The following is a 16,823-nucleotide window of genomic DNA, read 5'->3' as shown; positions in this document are numbered from 1 at the left end:
AGTAGAACTGGGTGCGGTGTCAGAGGTGCTGGTGCGACGGCGGGCGGACGCGCGCGGTCGTGTGCAGGTCGAGCCGGATGCGGCGGCCGGGCGGCAGCTCCACCAGCAGGCGCGGGCCGTCCACCGTCACCTCCTGCTCGGTCTCGGTGATGGTGGGTGAGGTGTAGCCGCGCGGGTCGCCGGGGTAGTCGTCGCCGCTCGCACGGGAGACGACCGCGCGGTCGATGCGGTCCTCGCCGAACTGGCCCGCCTGCACCACGACCTTGCGGGTGCGGCTGAGGCTCAGGTTGACCAGCTCCACCGAGGCGCCGTCGGGGCGTACCGAGTCGACCAGCGCGGCCACGTCCTCCGGCAGTCCTGGCCGGTCGCGGTCGGCGTCGAAGTAGGCCAGCCGGGTGGGCAGCAGACCGCCGTTGTAGAGCACCTGCGGGGTGCCGGTGACGAGTTGCAGCAGCGCCTCGGTGACCACGGGGTTCAGCCGCTGCCAGTGGTGCACGTGGATGGTGGCCAGGTCGGCCTCGTCCGCGTCGATGAGCGCCATGCGGCGCTGCACCTGGCCGAGCGCGGTGGTGAGCATGCGCTCGGGGAAGGCGGGGTTGACGCCGCGCAGGTACTCCAGCCAGGGCGCCTCGTGCCCGGCCTCCTCCTTGTTGCGGAAGGGCCGCACGGTCGTCCAGTCGTAGCCCGAGCCGTCGCGCACCCGGTCGAGCCGGTCGGAGTCCGCCGTCCCCTGCGACATGTGCCAGAGCCAGATGGGCAGGCCGAGCTGCGGCGGCTGGAAGTCGAACCAGCCCTGGTCGTCGTGCCGGTTGGGCACCAGCATGGTCGGCTTGCCGGCCTCGTCGCCCAGCTCCGCCAGCCAGCGGTCGCTGATGCTCATCTCGGTCTCGGTCACGGCGGCCTGGGTGGCGCGGCCGTACACGATCTCCAGGGGGTCGCGGCCGATCGCGAGGGCGGCGTCGTCGCCGGTCAGCAGGTGGGCGTTGACCGCGGCGACCGCGGCGGCGGCGCCGACGCTGTAGAGGCCGTGCGGCCACTGCCAGCCGTAGTTGCCGCCGTACCAGCGGCCGCCGTGCAGCTCGCCGACCACGCCGGACGGGCCCACGTTGTCGGGCAGGATCCCGTCGTTGGCCTCGGCCCTGCGCTGCCAGGCGTCGATGTAGCGCAGCGCCCAGTCGCGGTAGCGGTCGTCGCCGTCGTACAGCCAGGCGTTGACGGTCAGGCTGGTCGCGGCCAGGTTGACGGCCACGTCGCCGCGGCCGATGCGCTCGCTCATCGCCGCGCCCATGCGGGCGGCGTTGTGCGGGTCGGCCAGGTCCTCCCACTGGGTGATGCCCGGCAGGTCGCGCAGCGGCAGGCCGAACGGCCGCATGCTGGTCAGGTCCGTGTGGTAGGAGGCCCACTCCCACTGCAGGCCGTAGCGGGGGCCGCCGCCGCCGTTGTGCGGGGCGCGGATGATGTCGTGCTCGGCGTCGTAGTTGGCCGAGCCGGGCAGGTACAGGTCGGCGAAGCGGCGGGCGCGCTCGCGGAAGCGCTCGTCGCGCGGGTCCGCGGCGCAGATGCCGTAGAACAGCAGCATCGACTCGCCCTGGTGGAACCAGTCATAGCCGCGCTCGTACTCGTCCACCAGGTAGCCCAGCTCGGTGAGCTGCGTGGTGACGCCCTCCCAGTGGTGCTTGGCGGCGTCCAGCAGGTCGTCGGCGCCGCCGAGCTGGTAGAGGGTGGGCCAGTTGAAGAACGCCTCGTAGAAGTCGTCGGCTCCGTCCCGGTCGGCGGCGGGCCCGTGGTAGACCAGCCGCCCGTCCGGGGCGCAGTAGCGGGCCGCGAACGCCCGCCAGGCCTCGTCGAGGGCGTCGAACAGCCGGCGCTCCAGCACCGCCCAGGCCGGCGGCACACCGAGTGGCACGGTCGCCTTGATCTCGCGCATGTTCACCCTTTCGTGGCCCCTGCTGTGAGGCCGCTGATGATGTGCCGTTGCATGAAGACGAAGAAGATCAGCAGAGGCGCGATCGCCAGCAACAGCGTCGGGAAGACCACCGTGTAGTCGGTGGAGTACTGGCTGACCGCCGCGTAGACGCCGGTGGTGACGGTGTAGAGACCGCTGCCGGGGCCCAGGATGATCTGCGGGTTCACGAAGTCGTTCCACACCGAGAAGGTGTTGAGGATGATCATCGTGGCGACCGCGGGCCGCATCAGCGGGAAGACGATCTGCCAGAACGTACGCAGCCGGCTCGCCCCGTCCACGGCCGCCGCCTGGTCGAGCACGGAGGGGATGGTGGCGATGTAGCCCGCGTACAGGAAGATCGAGAACGGGATCGTGAGCGTGGTCTCGAACAGCACGAAACCCTGGATGGTGCCCATCAGGCCGAGCGTCTTGAGCACGTACACGACGGGGATGACCAGCACCTGGCCCGGGATGAACGTGCCGGCCAGGAAGAACAGCATGAGGACGCGGAAGCGGCGCTTCGTGCTGCGCGCGATCACGTACGCGGCCGGGGCGGCCAGGCCCACCGACAGCACGTTGACGGCCACCACGAACAGCAGCGTGATCGCGTAGCCCTTGAACACGTTGAACTGCGGGTTCGTCAGCGCCCTGCCCAGCGGTTCGAGCGTCAGGCCGCCGAGGCCGAAGGGGTTGGCCAGGATGTCCTGCTGGCCCTTGAACGCGTTGGCGGTCAGGACGTACAGGGGGATGAGCATGAAGGCGACGGTCGCCCAGAGGAACGTCTTCTTCACTGGTGCACCGCCAGCTCGCCGCGCCTGCGCAGCTTGGTCACCACGAAGGCCAGCACCGCGGTCACGATCATGAGGATCACCGACTGCGCCGAGCCGAAGCCGAGGCGGGCGTCGTGGAAGGAGTTCCAGAGGATCAGGTAGGCGACGGTCTGCGTCTGCCCGGCCGGGCCGCCCGCCGTCAGCGAGACCACCAGGTCGTACGTCTTCAGCAGCGTCACCAGCGACAACACGATGTTCACGGTCACCGACGGCCCCAGCGCGGGCAGCGTCACGTTCCTGAACACCTGCCAGCGCGTGGCCCCGTCGATCCTGGCCGCCTCGATCAGCGAGTGCGGCACCGCCTGGAGGCCCGCGAGATACAGCACCACGTTGACGCCGAACCCGGCCCAGACCAGGACGGCGATCATGGTGACCGTGGCCCAGGTCGGGTCCGACAGGAACGGGATCACCTCGGCGCCCCAGGTCGTGATCAGGTTGTTGACCGCGCCGGTGGTGCCGAGGATGGCCGACCAGAGGAAGCCGACCACCAGGGCGCTGAGCACGTGCGGGTAGAACAGCACGATCCGGAAGAACGTGTTCGCCTTCGAGGCGCCGTTGACCAGGAGGGCGAAGCCCAGGCCGAGCAGGTTCAGCCCGGCCGTGCCCGCCGCCGCGACCAGCAGGGTGACCAGCGAGGCGCGTCGCAGCTCGGGGTCGCTCAGCAGGGTGACGTAGTTGTCGGCGGCGACGAAGGCCGGGTTGGCGCTGAAGCCGTCCCAGTCGGTCAGGCTCAGGTAGAGGGCCAGGACGACCGGGATGATCAGCATCACCACGTAGAGGATCGTGGCGGGGGCGACCATCAGGGTGTTGGCCAGCCCGTCCTGGCCTCTCCTGCGCTCCCGTATCGGGGGTTTGACGACGGGGGGCGCCTCTCGGGTGAGGGTCATGATCGTCCGGCCAGCCAGCGGTCCACGCCCTCGGCCACTTCCTTGGGGGACTTGCCCACGTACAGGCCCTGGACCTCGGTGTTCCAGGCGGCGTTGAAGCCCTTGGGGAGGGTGGCGTCGCCGTATCCCTCACCCTGGGGGACACCCTGCGGGGCCTTGTCCAGGATCTCCTGCACCTGCTTCTCCAGCGGGGAGAACTCGCGCTCGACGCCGGTGCGGAAGTTGCCGTCCTGCGCGAGCTGGCTCTTGACCGCCGCCGGGTCGGTGACCAGCCACTGGACGAGCTTGAGCGCCGCGTCCTTCTGCGGGGTGGACTTGAGGATCATGTACGGCGCCGCGAGCGTGGCCCCCTGCGGGCCGGGGTAGGTCTGGCCCTTGTCGACCGGGGCCGGGAAGACGCCGATCTCGAAGTCCTTCTTGGCCTTGGCCTCGGTGGCGGTGAACCAGCTGCCCATCACGTACATGCCGGACTTGCCGGTCAGGAACTGGGTCTCGGCGTCGGCGTACTTCATGCCGAGGGCGTTCTTGTCGACGTAGCCCTTGTCGATCCAGGTGCGGTAGCGCTCCAGGTAGGGCAGCAGCGACTCGCCCGCCTTGATCTTGCCGCCCTTGACGTCCTGCTGCCAGGCGGGGTGGGTCTGGGCCCGGCTCGGGTTGGACAACTGCAGGAGCTGCAGGCCGGTCAGGAAGTCGCCGCCGGTCTGCAGCGGCAGGTAGCCGGCGTCCTTGAGCTTGCCCATGGCCGCGTCGAGCTCGTCGAACGTGGCCGGCATCTCCTTGATCCCGGCCTTGTCGAAGGCGGCCTTGTTGTAGAAGACCAGCGACTGGGCCTGCACGCCGACGCCGACCGAGTAGATCTTGCCGCCCAGCTTGGCCTGCTCGGCCAGCGGCGTGTCCTTCGTCCACGGCTGGTCGGTCAGGTCGAGCATCTGCTTGGCCAGTGTCTCGTCCGCCATCAGCGTCTCGACCACGTCGGGCGCGTTGCCGGCGGCGAGCTGCTGCGGCAGCGTGTCGGCCACGCCCTTGCCGGTCGGCGCCTCGATCTTGACGTCGATGCCGGGGTTGGCCTGCTCGAACGGCTTGACCAGGCCATCCCAGTACGCCTGGGTGAGGTTCGGGCTGATGTTGACCAGCATCCGAACGGTGGCCTGGCCGCCCTCGCTCTGCTGCGCCTGGGAGTCGCCGGCGAAGCCGCCCCCGCCGCAGCCGGTGAGCAGGAGAAGACAGCCGAAGGCTGACAGGGCGAGGGATGAACGGGGGGAACGCATCGCACCTCCAAGGGGGCGAGATCTGCGACGCCTTTTAATGGGTCGATACTCGATTAGCGATTATTTAATACGTTGGTCACATGGGCCCGTCAAGGGGAAACGTGACGCTACAAATATGTGTCCAGCGGATTACTGAGTCATAAGTACGTTAAGGTGGGCCTGTGGCTGGACACGAAGACGACAATCGGCTGATATTGGGTGCGGAGGAGCTCTCCACCCTGCGGGAGCAGGCGGCGCCGGAGCGGGGCGGAGGCCTGGCGCTGCGCAGCCGCATCGTACTGGCCTGCGCCGATGGGCTGAACCGCAAGGAGATCGCGACCCAGCTCGCGGTGAGCCCGGCGACGGTCGCGAAGTGGCGCGCCCGCTTCGTCGAGCGCGGCCTCGACGGCCTCGCGGACGCGCCCCGTCCCGGCCGCCCGCGCAGCGAGGAACGGCAGGAGGCCGAGCGCGTGATCGCCGCCGCGGCCGGCGGGGCCGCCGTGCCCTCCACCCGGACGATGGCCGCCCAGCTCGGGCTCTCGCAGTCCACGGTGGCGCGCATCTGGCAGGAGCAGGCGGTCGCGCCGCCCACGGCCCGGCTGCTGCCCAGGGAGCTGCTGTCGGACCGCGTCTACGCGCTGCTGCGCGGCTGGATCGTCGCCGGGGAGCTGGTCGCGGGGCAGCGGCTGGTGGAGGCGGAGATCGCCCGCCAGGTCGGCACCAGCCAGGCCCCGGCCAGGGAGGCGATCAAGCGGTTGGCGCACGAGGGGCTGGTCATCTCCTATCCCAACCGGGGCAGCTACGTCGCGGAGATCTCGGACGAGCAGGCTCGGGAGGTGCGCGACATCAGGGTGTTGCTGGAGGAGTATGCCGCACGCGGGGCCGCCGTCCGCATCCAGCCCGACACGTTGAGCCAGCTCTCGGCCGACGTCCTGGCCATGCGGAAAGCGGCCCGCGACGGTGACATCGGGGCCTTCCGCGACGCGGACCTGGCCTTCCATCGGCGCGTCTGCGCTACCTGCGGAAACTCCTATCTGCTGCGGTTGTGGCGGACGATCGAGTCGAACCTGTGGGGCCTGCACGTGGTGGGCAACCCGCTCTACGACGGTGACTGGTCGGCGATGGCGGGTCACCACGACGACCTGGTGGCGGCGCTGGCCTCGGGCGACCCGGACGAAGCGGCCCGCCTGTTCGCCGCCCACGCCCGCGGTGAGGCCTCCCGCACCCGCCCACGGTCCCGCCCGGCCACGGAGGGGTAGCCGGGCGGGTCTCATCGCCTCAGGCGGGCGTGAGGTCGTACGACGCGCCCTTGCGCGTCTCGAAGACGACCACGCCCGCCTCCGGGCGCTCCACCTTGACCGGCCTGCCGCGTTCGGTGACCGTGACGGGCGCGGCCGTGCGGAGCGTCAGCTTGCGTCCCAGGTCGGAGCGGATGCGGCCGCGGCGCAGACCGCCGTCCCACTCCAGGTCCACCTCGAACCCGCCACGGGCCCGCAATCCCTTGAACGACCCGGCGGGCCAGGCGGCGGGCAGGGCGGGCAGCAGATGCACCTGGTCCCCGTGGCTCTGCAGCAACATCTCCGTGATGCCCGAGGTGCCGCCGAAGTTGCCGTCGATCTGGAACGGCGGGTGCAGGTCGAACATGTTGGGCGCCGTACGCGCGGGCACCAGCAGGTTGGACAGCCGCGTGTACGCCGCGGCCGCGTCCAGCAGCCGGGCCCAGAAGTTGATCTTCCAGGCCAGCGACCACCCGGCCCCCGCCTCTCCCCGCAGCTCCAGCGTCCGCCGGGCGGCCTGGGCGAGGTCCGGGGTCAGGCGGGGGTCGATCTGGTGGCCGGGGAAGAGCCCCCACAGGTGTGAGGTGTGCCGGGAGCGCGACAGCGCCGCGTCCCCCCGGTAGTCCTCCTGCCACTCCTGGATCTGCCCGAGATGCCCGACCTGGGTGGGCACGAACCTGCCCCGCGCCTCCTTGACGCGGGCTCGCATGTCCGCCTCCACCCCGAGGATCTCCGAGGCCTCCTCGAAGGCGCCGAACAGGTCCCGCAGGATCTGCATGTCCATGGTCGGGCCCGCGCAGATGCTGACGTTCTCCCCGCCGTCCTCGTGGTGCCCGACCTCGGGCGAGTGCGAGGGGTTCGTCACCAGGTAGCCGGTCCTGGGGTCGGTCTGCAGCGTGTCGAGGAAGAACTCCACCGAGCCCTTGATCAGCGGGAAGTGCTCGCGCAGCCGCCGCTCGTCGCCGGTGTAGAGGTAGCGCTCCCACAACGTCAGGCACAACCAGGCCCCGCCGCTCGGCCACACGCCGTAGAAGGCGAAGTCCACGGGCGCGGTGCCGCGCCAGCCGTCGGTGTTGTGGTGGGCCACCCAGCCGGCCGCCCCGTACTGCGTCTTCGCGGTCCGCGCGCCCGACTCGGCCAGGTCCTTGATCAGGTCGAACAGCGGGTCCATGCACTCGATGAGGTTGCCGGGCGCGGCCGGCCAGTAGTTCATCTCCAGGTTGATGTTGATGGTGTACTTGGACTCCCACGCCGGCGCGAGCGAGTCGTTCCAGACGCCCTGGAGGTTGGCGGCGTAGCCGGGGGAGCGGGAGCTGGAGATCAGCAGGTAGCGGCCATACTGGAAGTAGAGCGCGGCGAGCTGCGGGTCCGTGTCGAGCTGCTTGCGGGCGATGCGCTCGTCGGTGGGCAGCGCGACCGCCTCCGAGGTGCCCAGGTTGATCTCGACCCGCCCGAACAGCCGGTGATAGTCCTGCACGTGCTTGCGCCGCAGCACCTCGTACGGCCGCCCGCTCGCCTTCACCAGATGCCGCTCGGCCACCGCGTTCGGGTCACCGCCGACGTCCTTGAAGGAGCGGTAGCTGGAGCCCAGGGAGATCAGCAGCGTGACCTCGTCGGCCCCCTCGACCGACAGCGTGCCCCCGTCGGTCCTGACGGTGCCGCCCTTGGCCTCGGCCTTGGCCAGGGCGCGGAAGCGGACCTCGCCCTTCAGCCCCTGGGTGTCGCCGCTGACCCCGTCGAGCGCGATCGTGGCGCGCCCGGCCGCCGACGCGGTGGTGCTCTGGAGGCTGGAGAAGGCCGCCTGGAACGTCACCGAGCCGGGCTTGTCGGCCGTGTGCCGGACGACGATGACCTGGTCGGGGTTGCTGGCGAAGACCTCACGGGTGTGCCGCACACCGTCGCGCACGTACGTCACCTTGGTGACGGCGCTGGTCAGGTCGAGCTCCCTGCGGTACTCGGTGAACTCCGCGGAGCCGGGGAAGGTCAGCGTGAGGTCGCCGAGCACCTGGTAGGGCGCCTGCTCGCTGGGCTTGCCGAGGAACTTCTGGTCGGCCAGGTTCTGCGCCGCCTGCCACTTGTCCTCCCAGACCCACTGCCTGATCTGGGGGAGGGCGGCCAGCGCCTCGGGGTTGTCGTAGGTGTGGGGCCCGCCGGCCCAGATGCTGTCCTCGTTGAGCTGCAGGCGCTCGGTGTCCACGCCGCCGAACACCATCGCGCCGAGCCGCCCGCAGCCGATCGGCAGCGCCTCCAGCCATACGGTGGCGGGGCGGGTGTACCAGAGGGTGAGCGGGTTGCCCTGCGTGCCGTCCGCCCAGGCGGTGCCGGTGCCGACCCCGCTCGCGAGCAGGGATCCGGCCGCCGCCGCTCCTAAACCGGTCGCCAGCACGCCTCGCCGAGTGTAGCCGTCGGTGGTCATTTTCACTCCTATTGTGGGGGGAAAGGTGGGATGTCTGCTAGCTTGCGTGGCGTGAGTCGCATCGATGCCCACCACCACGTCTGGGACCTGTCCGTCCGGCCGCACACCTGGCTGGACTCCGCCAAGATGGCGCCCGTACGCCGCACGTTCACGCTCGACGACCTCGCCGCGCCGGCCGCCGCGGCGGGTGTGACCGGAACCGTGCTGGTGCAGGTGCTGCCCGACCTGGAGGAGACGCGGGAGTTCCTGACCCTGGCCGCCGGGTCCGCATTGGTCGCCGGAGTGGTCGGATGGGTGGACGTGACCGCGCCCGACGCCGCCGACACCCTGGCCGCCCTGCCGGAGGGGCTGGTGGGCGTGCGGCACGGCGTGCAGTCCGAGCCCGACCCGGCCTGGCTCAACCGTCCCGACGTGCGCCGCGGGCTGGCCGCCGTGGCCGCCGCCGGGCTGGCGTTCGACCTGCTGACGCTGCCGCACCAGCTCCCGGCCGCCGTCGACACGGTGGCCGCGCTGCCGGAGCTGACGTTCGTGCTGGACCACCTGTCCAAGCCGCCGATCGCCTCCGGCGAGCTGGAGCCGTGGCGCGGGCGGATCCTGGAGCTGGCCGCGCACCCGAACGTCTACTGCAAGTTGTCCGGCATGGTCACCGAGGCCGACTGGGCGTCGTGGCAGGTGGCGGACCTGCGGCCGTACGTGGAGGTGGTGCTGGAGGCGTTCGGGCCGGAACGGGTGATGTTCGGCTCCGACTGGCCGGTCTGCCTGCTCGCGGCCGGGTACGACGGGGTCGCCGGGGCCGCGGACGAGTTGTGTGCCGGGCTGTCGGAGGGCGAGCGGGCCGACGTCTTCGCCGGGACGGCGCGCCGCGCGTACCAGATTTAGGGGGCGGCCTCCACGCGGAACGTCGTGTGATAGCTGCGCGACTCCTGCGGCTCCAGCCAGATCATGCTGCCGTCCCGCCTGGCCGCCGCGTCGCCCGACACGTGGTGCGTGGACGGCTCCAGCCCGACCGCGTAGTTGCCCGAGCGCAGGTTCATCCACTCGAAGAAGTACGGGAACTCCGCCGCCCGCCACTCCAGGGCCACCCGCATGCCGAGCCGCTCGTTGACCACGGCCACCCGGTGCAGCCCGTCGGGCCGGGGGACGAGCGCGTGCTCGTACACCTGCTCCACGAACCCCGGAACGGGCCCGGGGAAGGTGAGGTGGTCGGCCTTCTGCTCGGCGACGCTGTCGCTCTGCCAGAGCGTCTCACGGATGTCGGCCTCGAACCTGGCGCCCTCGTCGAGCAGCGGCCAGCCCAGGTTGATGTGGTACAGGTACATGTGCGGGGTCGGCTCGAAGCCGTGGTTGGTCACGGTGTCGATCAGCCGGATCTCGTCGCCGCCCAGATCGGCCTCGATCCGCCGGACCATGCGCAGGTTCTCGGCGAACACCGCGGCCTGGCGCACCTCGCCCTCGGCCCACAACACGCAGCGCTCGCCGTCCCACCGCTCGCCGTAGCCGCTCAGCTTGGCGGGCAGGTTGCCGGCGCGGCCGTGCAGCCCATGGCGGACGGACTCACGCGGCGGATACCGGTAGCCGTCGCCGGGCACGGCGTCGCCGAACAACGTGTGGTCGAGCCCGGCCGTCACGATCAGCCCGGAGAACGAGCGCAGCCACGACAGCCCGTCCTCGTCGTTGTTCTCGTGCAGACCCGGATGCCGGAACCCGGTGGGGGAGCGCCAGCCGAACGAGCGCCCGGCGTGCTCGGCGTGCCCGATGTCCATGCACCTGTCCACCAGCACGTCGAACGCCAGCCCCGTGCCGGTCCTGAACTCCAGCGTCCTGATCCCGCGCTCCACGCCGTCGCCCAGCGTCACCAGCCGGACCCCGCCGGCCGCGCTCAGGTCGCCGGTCAGCTCGGCCAGCCGCCTGCGGTTCGGCCTCACGCCATCACCCACCCTCCGTTGACTTCGATGCTCTGGCCCGTGACGAACGAGGCGTCCGGCCCGGTCAGGAACGACACCACGGCGGCCAGCTCCTCCGGCGTGCCACGCCGCTGCAGCGCCTGCCGCTCCAGCACCATCCGGTTGTACGCCTCCAGATCCTCGTGGATCTCCTCCGCCGCCGTCGGGAACGCGCCGGGGGAGACGCAGTTGACCCGGATCTCCTCCGGGCCGAGCTCGCGGGCCAGCGCCCTGGTGAAGGAGGCCGCCGCGCCCTTGGTGGAGACGTAGGCGGCCAGGTCGTACCAGCCGCCGTGCATGGTGATCGAGGCGACGTTGACGATCGCGCCGCCGCCCAGCCCGATCATCTGGCGGGCCGCGTGCTGGGCGCACAACCAGTAGGCGCGCTGGTTGACCGCGACGACCTCGTCGTACTCCGCCGTCGGCACCTCCAGGAACGGCCGGGCCGGATAGATCGCGGCGTTGTTGACGAGGATGCCGACCGGGCCCAGCTTCGCGGCCGTCTCGGCGAACGCGACCTCGATGGCCGCCGCGTCGCGCAGGTCGGTCTTCAGGTTGAGCGCGCCTTCCAGGCCGCCCGCGTCGACGTCGAGTGCCGCCACCTGATGGCCGTCGGCGGCCAGGCGGCGCACGATCGCGCGGCCGAGCGCTCCGGCGGCGCCTGTGACGAGCGCCGTGCTCATATGTTCCTCCACTCGATCGGCTCCGGCACGTCCCCGTACGGGTTCGCGCCGGCCAGGTCGAGCCGCGTCAGCTCGTCCAGGGGCGCGTACCCGCGCGGATGGTCCCAGGTCAGTCCTCGCATGCCAGCACGCCCTCCGCCGCCAGCTCGGCCGCGCGCTCCGGCGGGTAGCCGAGCTCCTGGAGGAGCTCCCTGGTGTGCTCGCCGACGAGCGGGGCGCCCCTGCGCACCTCGGGCGGGGTGGCGCTGAAGCCGTAAGGGAAGCCGGGCGTGGTGACCGTGCCCTCCGTGCGGTGCTCGTAGGTGACGAACGAGCCGTTGTGCTTGACCTGGGGGTCGTTGACCAGGTCGGCGTAGCCGTACACCGGGCCGGCCCACAGGTCGTGGCGGGCGCAGATCTCCAGCCACTCGGCCGTCGTGCGCTCCGGCAGGCGGGCGGCCACCAGCGCGGTGATCTCGTCGCGCCTGGTGTGGCCGTCGGCGTCGCCGTCCATCTCGGCCAGCTCCGGCAGGTCCAGCGCCACGGCCAGCCCGTCGAGCCTCGGCATGCCGAGCGCGATGTAGCCGTCCTTCGTGGCGAACACGCCGTACGGGGCCCGGATGTAGGTGTGGCCGTGCGGCTCGCGCCCGCGCCGCTGCGGGATCCCGCCGACCGTGTAGATCGACAACTCCTGCATCTGCACGGCGACCGCCGCGTCCAGCATGTTGACGCTCACCCGCTGGCCCTCGCCGGTGCGCTCGCGGTGCAGCAGCGCGGCCAGCGCGCCCTCGAACGCGCTGTAGGCGGTGATGGCGTCGATCGCGTACGAGCCGGCGGGCACGGGCGGGTCGCCCTCGCGGCCGGTGCTCAGCATGGCGCCGCTCATGGCCTGGAGCAGCAGGTCCTGGCCTGGGCGCGAGATGTACGGGCCGCTCTCGCCGTAGCCGGACATCGAGACGTACACGATGGAGGGGTTGAGCCCGCTGATCGTGTCGTAGTCCATGCCCAGCCGCTCGGCCACGCCCGGCCGGTAGTTCTGCAGGAACACATCCGCCGTGGCCGCCAGCCGGTGCACGATCTCGCGGCCCTCGTCGGACTTGAGGTTGACGGCGAGGCTGCGCTTGTTGCGGTTGAGCGACAGGAACGAGGCGTTGACCCCGTTGCCGGTCGCGCCGCCCGCGGGGGCGTGCCGCTGCCACTCGCCGGAGACCGGCTCCACCTTGACCACGTCCGCGCCCAGGTCGCCCAGCCGCATGGCGGCCAGCGGGCCCGCCATCGCGATGGACAGGTCCACCACGCGGTAACCGTCGAGCACACCCATGTCAGCGCCCCTCGAAGACGGGCTCGCGGCGGGCGGCGAACGCGGCCCTGCCCTCGGCGGCGTCGGCGGTGGCGAAGCAGACGGTCTGCAGGTCGCGCTCGTACTGGATGGCCTGGTCGAGCGGCATCGAGTAGGCGGCCTTGAGGTTGGCCTTGGCGCTCTGGGCGGCGATCGGCGGGCGCTTGGCGATGGTGGCGGCCAGCGTCGTCGCCGCCTTCACCAGCTCCTCCAGCGGATGCACGTCGGTGACCAGCCCCCACGCCTGCGCGCGGGCCGCGTCGATGGGGTCGCCGGTGAGCAGCATGGTGGCCGCGTTGGTCGGGCCGACCGCGTGGGCCAGCAGCGCGGACTGGCCGCTGCCGCCGATCCAGCCCAGCTTGATCTCCGGGGCGGCGAACGTCGCGCTCTCTGCGGCCAGGCGGATGTCGCAGGCCATGGCCAGCTCCAGGCCGCCGCCGTAGGCGTAGCCGTTGACGGCCGCGATGACGGGCTTGCGCAGGGCACGTACGGCGTCGCCGTAGTCGCCCCTGTTGCGGAACTCCCACGGGGTGGCGTACTCGTCGAGCTCACGGATGTCGCTGCCGACGCAGAACGAGCGTTCGCCCGCGCCGGTGAGGACGGCCACTCTGATGCCGGGATCGGTGTCGACCCGGGTCAGGCAGGCACGCAGCGCGGCGGCCATGTCGGGTGTGATGGCGTTGAGCTTGGCGGGTCTGTTGAGGGTGACGACGGCCACCGGACCGTCGACGTCGAGGAGGACGTCCAAGAGAGACTCTTTCTCACTAACAGCAGAGATGTGCGTGCTGCTCGGCGTCGGCACGGGCCACTTCGACCACGACGCGCATGGCCTCCTCGGCCTTGCGGTGATGCCGGCGCCTGATCGCCTGAGCCACGCGCTCGTGACCGGGCAGCGTTTCCTTGTTGTGCGCCACCGAGCGGGTGTGCACCTGGCGCACGGACCGCAGGGCGATGCTGATCATGTCGTAGATGTAGAGCAGCAGGTCGTTGTCGGCGGCGGCGAAGACCGCCTTGTGGAAGGCCAGGTCGGCCTCGATGAACGGCTCGGGGTCGTCGGCCGTGGCGTAGAGCGCGGCCATGGCCTCGTCGATGCGCCGCACGGCCGCCGCGTCCGCCCGCTCGGCCGCCACCCTCGCCGCCCCGGGCTCCAGCGCGACCCGCAGGTCGGCCAGGACCCGGATGTCCCCTGGCTGGGGCTCGGGCTCGAAGCGCCAGCTCAGCACGTCGGCGTCGAGCAGGTTCCAGGACTCGCGGGGGCGCACGATCGTGCCCGCGCTCCTCCTGGTCTCCAGCAGGCCCTTCCCGGCCAGGACCTTCACGCCCTCCCGTACGGCGGAGCGGCCCACACCGAGCTCGCCGACCAGCTCCTCCTCGATGGGGATGGACGAGCCGGGGTCGATCGTGCCGCCGACGATGCGGGCGCCGAGGGCGCGGACGACCTGGACATGCCGGGCCGAGTCCCGCTGGGAATCGTTTGCCACGGCTCCGCACGCTATCCCGAGCGCACGGGTTTTCATAGTCCTTCATCTGATGAAGTTAGATTTTCATCCGATGAAGTGACATTGAGGCGACTTGGTAGTACCTTTCTGCGAAGTGGTATGACCAATCGTCCTGAGGTGATCGCCCTGGCCACCGATCCTGTCTCCGACGCCCTGAGCGGCCTGATCCGCGACCTCGGCGAGGGCGCCCGCCTGCCGCCCGAGCGCGAGCTGGCCGAGCAACTCGGCGTCAGCCGCACCGCGCTGCGCGACCGCCTGCGGCTTCTGGAGGGCTTCGGCGTGCTGAACAGGCGTCAGGGCTCAGGCACCTACGTCCAGCGCCTGGCCCCGCAGGGCCTGGAGTTCGCCCTCGACCTGGCCCTGTCGGCCAGCCACCTCAGCATCGAGTCCCTGCACTCCGTTCGCGTGGCGCTCGAACGCCAGGCCGCAAGGGAGGCGGCGCGCAAGGGCGACCCGATCGCCATCGCCCACGTCGGCAAGGCGCTGGCCGACATGGAGGCCGCCGCCACCGCCGAGGACATCGACGACGCCGACTTCGCCTTCCACCAGGCGCTGCTGCACGCCACCGGCAACGCCGCCCTGACGTTCTTCGCCGACGCGATGACCGGCGTGCTCTTCCGTGCCGTACGCCAGCGCCGCGACCGGCTCAAGACCCACCCCAAGGACAAGGAGCTGTCGGTGGCCGCCCACCGCCCCCTGTACGAAGCGCTGCTGGCCGGCGACGAGGACGCCGCGGGCAAGGCGAGCGACGACCACTTCCAGATCTGGCACGACCTGTTCACGCAACCCCGGATGGAGAGGCCATGACGAAGACCCCCGGACCGACCCTCGGACTGATCCACACCTCGGCGACCCTGGTGCCGGTGTTCGCCGAGCTGTGCGCGAAGCACCTGCCGGGCGTCGAGACGTTCAACATCGTCGACGACAGCCTGATCAAGAACACCATCAGCGCCGGCCACCTCACCCCCCTCACCGCCCGCCGGGTCGCCGACCACATCGGCTCCGCCCAGGCCGGCGGGGCCGACCACATCCTGGTCACCTGCTCCTCGATCGGCGCGGCCGTCGAGGCGGCGGAACCGCTGACCGGCGTGCCCGTGACCCGGGTGGACCGGCCCATGGCCGACCGTGCGGTCGCGCTGGGCAGCAGGATCGGCGTGTGCGCCACCCTGTCCACCACCCTCGACCCCACCGCCGACCTGGTACGCCGCCGCGCGGAGGCGGCCGGGGCCGAGATCACGCTGACGGCGCGGCTGTGCGAGGGCGCGTTCGAGGCCCTGATGAGCGGCGACGCCGCCACCCACGACGCCCGCGTGGCCGCCGCCCTGGCCGAGCTGGCCGGTCAGGTGGACGTCATCGTGCTGGCCCAGGCGTCGATGGCCCGGGTCGCCGGCGCGGTCGAGTCCCCGGTGCCCATCCTGGCCAGCCCGCCCCTGGCCATGGAGCACCTGGCGAAGGAGCTCTATGCGTGACCTGACCGTCGCCACGTACCGGCTGGTCACCCGCCTGCCGCTGGAGCAGGCGGTGAGCGCGCTCGCGGGCGAGCAGAGCACCGGCACGTTCGTCAGCGTCGCCGGCGAGACCGACGAACTGCGTGCCCGGCACAGCGCGGTGATGCTCGACCTCACGGAGATCCCCGCCCCGATCACCGAAGCCCTGCCCGGCACGCGCGGCGACGGCCCGCTGCGCGCCGCGCTCGTCCGCATCGGCTTCCCGCTGGACAACACCGGCCCTTCCCTGACGAACCTGTTCCCGGTGGTCGCGGGGAACCTGTACGAGATGCGCGAACTGGCCGGGCTCAAGCTCGTCGACCTGGAGCTGCCCGCCGCGTTCGGGGAGGCGTACCTACCGGCCGGCTACGCCGTCGAAGGCACCCGGCGGCTGGTGGGCCGGCCCGAGGGCGTGCTGATCGGCACCATCGTCAAGCCGAACGTCGGCCTGCGCCCCTCCGACTACGTGGACCTGGTGCTGGAGCTGGGCCTGGCCGGGGCCGACTTCATCAAGGACGACGAGGTGAACGCCGACTGCCCGCCCGCGCCCCTGGCCCAGCGCATCAGGGCCGTGACGGGGGCGCTCGACGAGGTGGAGCGGCGTACGGGGCGGCGGCCGATGTACGCCTTCAACATCAGCGACGAACCCGACCGCATGCTGCGCAACCACGACATGGTGGTGGCGGCCGGCGGGACCTGCGTCATGGTCAACCTGAACGTCGTCGGCTTCCCCGCCGTCGCCATGTTGCGCCGGCACGCCAGGGTGCCGATCCACGCCCACGTCACCGGCATCGGGATGCTGGCCCGGCATCCTGGGCTGGGGATCGGGCACGTGGCCTACCAGAAGCTGGCCCGCCTGACCGGCATCGACCACCTGCACTGCGGCGGCTTCCACAGCAAGTTCTACGTCACCGACGACGAGGTGACGGACATGGTCGCGGCGGTGCGCTCGCCGCTCCTCGGCGGCTTCCCGTGCCTGCCCGTCCTGTCGTCGGCCCAGTGGGCCGGGACGGCTCCCGTCACGCTGGAGCGTACGGGGACCAGCGATCTGCTGGTGCTGGCGGGCGGGGGCGTCCTCGGCCATCCCGACGGGCCCGCCGCCGGGATCACCAGCATCCGGCAGGCATGGGAGGCGGCCGTCGCGGGGGTGCCACTGGACGAGGTGGACTCGCCGGAACTGGCCAGGGCACTGGAACGCTTCGGCGGGGTGGTGGCACGGTGACACGGGCTCCCCAGCGCGTCGTCCAGGCGCTTGCGGTGGCGCGGGCTTCCCTGGGTGCCGTCCGGGCGC

15 protein-coding genes and 1 pseudogene are annotated in these 16,823 nt (G+C 71.3%); 5 read left to right on the top strand and 11 right to left on the bottom strand.

Annotation, left to right across the window (positions count from 1 at the left end; translation table 11 throughout):
- Positions 1–19: 19 nt before the first annotated feature.
- Genes ACFPZ3_RS30380 through ACFPZ3_RS30365 form a run of 4 tightly spaced genes read right to left on the bottom strand, consistent with a single transcriptional unit; the run spans position 20 to position 4,930 of the window.
- Positions 20–1,927, bottom strand: a complete 1,908-nt coding sequence (locus ACFPZ3_RS30380) for a DUF8034 domain-containing protein (RefSeq protein ID WP_379517696.1) — start codon at positions 1,925–1,927, stop codon at positions 20–22.
- Positions 1,928–1,929: 2 nt separating this feature from the next.
- Entirely contained in the window at positions 1,930–2,736 is an 807-nt protein-coding gene (locus ACFPZ3_RS30375; protein WP_379517695.1) for a carbohydrate ABC transporter permease, read from the bottom strand.
- Entirely contained in the window at positions 2,733–3,662 is a 930-nt protein-coding gene (locus tag ACFPZ3_RS30370; RefSeq protein WP_379517694.1) for a carbohydrate ABC transporter permease, read from the bottom strand. Before ACFPZ3_RS30370 ends, ACFPZ3_RS30375 begins: the two co-directional genes overlap by 4 nt.
- Complete coding sequence (locus tag ACFPZ3_RS30365) at positions 3,659–4,930, bottom strand: ABC transporter substrate-binding protein (RefSeq protein WP_379517693.1); 1,272 nt, start codon at positions 4,928–4,930, stop codon at positions 3,659–3,661. Before ACFPZ3_RS30365 ends, ACFPZ3_RS30370 begins: the two co-directional genes overlap by 4 nt.
- Before the next feature lie 161 nt (positions 4,931–5,091).
- Between ACFPZ3_RS30365 and ACFPZ3_RS30360 the strand changes: the two genes are divergently transcribed.
- Positions 5,092–6,168 carry an FCD domain-containing protein gene (locus ACFPZ3_RS30360; RefSeq protein ID WP_379517692.1) on the top strand — a complete coding sequence of 359 codons (1,077 nt, stop codon included), beginning with the start codon at positions 5,092–5,094 and terminating at the stop codon, positions 6,166–6,168.
- Positions 6,169–6,187: 19 nt separating this feature from the next.
- Here the strand turns inward: ACFPZ3_RS30360 and ACFPZ3_RS30355 are convergent, their stop codons facing one another.
- Positions 6,188–8,602: a glycoside hydrolase family 95 protein gene (locus ACFPZ3_RS30355; protein ID WP_379517691.1), complete on the bottom strand. Its 2,415-nt coding sequence runs from the start codon at positions 8,600–8,602 to the stop codon at positions 6,188–6,190.
- Between the two features lie 51 nt (positions 8,603–8,653).
- Between ACFPZ3_RS30355 and ACFPZ3_RS30350 the strand changes: the two genes are divergently transcribed.
- Complete coding sequence (locus ACFPZ3_RS30350) at positions 8,654–9,481, top strand: amidohydrolase family protein (protein ID WP_379517690.1); 828 nt, start codon at positions 8,654–8,656, stop codon at positions 9,479–9,481.
- On the opposite strand, the gene ACFPZ3_RS30345 is transcribed toward ACFPZ3_RS30350, so the two are convergent.
- The 6 genes and pseudogenes from ACFPZ3_RS30345 to ACFPZ3_RS30320 all read right to left on the bottom strand — a co-directional run bounded on the left by ACFPZ3_RS30345 (position 9,478) and on the right by ACFPZ3_RS30320 (position 14,027).
- Positions 9,478–10,527 (bottom strand): aldose 1-epimerase family protein, encoded by a 1,050-nt coding sequence (locus tag ACFPZ3_RS30345; RefSeq protein ID WP_379517689.1) that lies wholly within the window; start codon positions 10,525–10,527, stop codon positions 9,478–9,480. The genes ACFPZ3_RS30350 and ACFPZ3_RS30345 overlap by 4 nt on opposite strands.
- Positions 10,524–11,228: an SDR family NAD(P)-dependent oxidoreductase gene (locus ACFPZ3_RS30340; RefSeq protein WP_379517688.1), complete on the bottom strand. Its 705-nt coding sequence runs from the start codon at positions 11,226–11,228 to the stop codon at positions 10,524–10,526. The genes ACFPZ3_RS30345 and ACFPZ3_RS30340 overlap by 4 nt, the downstream gene beginning before the upstream one ends.
- Entirely contained in the window at positions 11,225–11,350 is a 126-nt protein-coding gene (locus ACFPZ3_RS30335) for a hypothetical protein (protein ID WP_379517687.1), read from the bottom strand. The genes ACFPZ3_RS30340 and ACFPZ3_RS30335 overlap by 4 nt, the downstream gene beginning before the upstream one ends.
- 131 nt (positions 11,351–11,481) lie before the next feature.
- A pseudogene (locus ACFPZ3_RS30330) lies at positions 11,482–12,462 on the bottom strand (CaiB/BaiF CoA transferase family protein); the annotation flags it as partial.
- Between the two features lie 67 nt (positions 12,463–12,529).
- Positions 12,530–13,294, bottom strand: a complete 765-nt coding sequence (locus ACFPZ3_RS30325) for an enoyl-CoA hydratase/isomerase family protein (protein WP_379517685.1) — start codon at positions 13,292–13,294, stop codon at positions 12,530–12,532.
- A 16-nt stretch (positions 13,295–13,310) separates the two neighbouring features.
- Positions 13,311–14,027, bottom strand: a complete 717-nt coding sequence (locus ACFPZ3_RS30320) for a FadR/GntR family transcriptional regulator (protein WP_379517684.1) — start codon at positions 14,025–14,027, stop codon at positions 13,311–13,313.
- Positions 14,028–14,144: 117 nt separating this feature from the next.
- Here ACFPZ3_RS30320 and ACFPZ3_RS30315 point away from each other — a divergent pair, with 117 nt between their 5' ends.
- From ACFPZ3_RS30315 to ACFPZ3_RS30305, 3 genes are read left to right on the top strand one after another with little or no spacing between them, the layout of a single operon-like run.
- Positions 14,145–14,852 carry a FadR/GntR family transcriptional regulator gene (locus ACFPZ3_RS30315; protein ID WP_379517683.1) on the top strand — a complete coding sequence of 236 codons (708 nt, stop codon included), beginning with the start codon at positions 14,145–14,147 and terminating at the stop codon, positions 14,850–14,852.
- The gene (locus ACFPZ3_RS30310) at positions 14,849–15,514 is read left to right on the top strand and encodes an aspartate/glutamate racemase family protein (protein WP_379517682.1); all 666 of its coding nucleotides are present in this window, start codon (positions 14,849–14,851) and stop codon (positions 15,512–15,514) included. Before ACFPZ3_RS30315 ends, ACFPZ3_RS30310 begins: the two co-directional genes overlap by 4 nt.
- Positions 15,507–16,754 (top strand): RuBisCO large subunit C-terminal-like domain-containing protein, encoded by a 1,248-nt coding sequence (locus ACFPZ3_RS30305; RefSeq protein WP_379517681.1) that lies wholly within the window; start codon positions 15,507–15,509, stop codon positions 16,752–16,754. The genes ACFPZ3_RS30310 and ACFPZ3_RS30305 overlap by 8 nt, the downstream gene beginning before the upstream one ends.
- Positions 16,755–16,823: the final 69 nt, after the last annotated feature.

The organism is Nonomuraea insulae (assembly GCF_042656245.1).
This window is presented reverse-complemented; position numbering and strand designations above follow the sequence as displayed.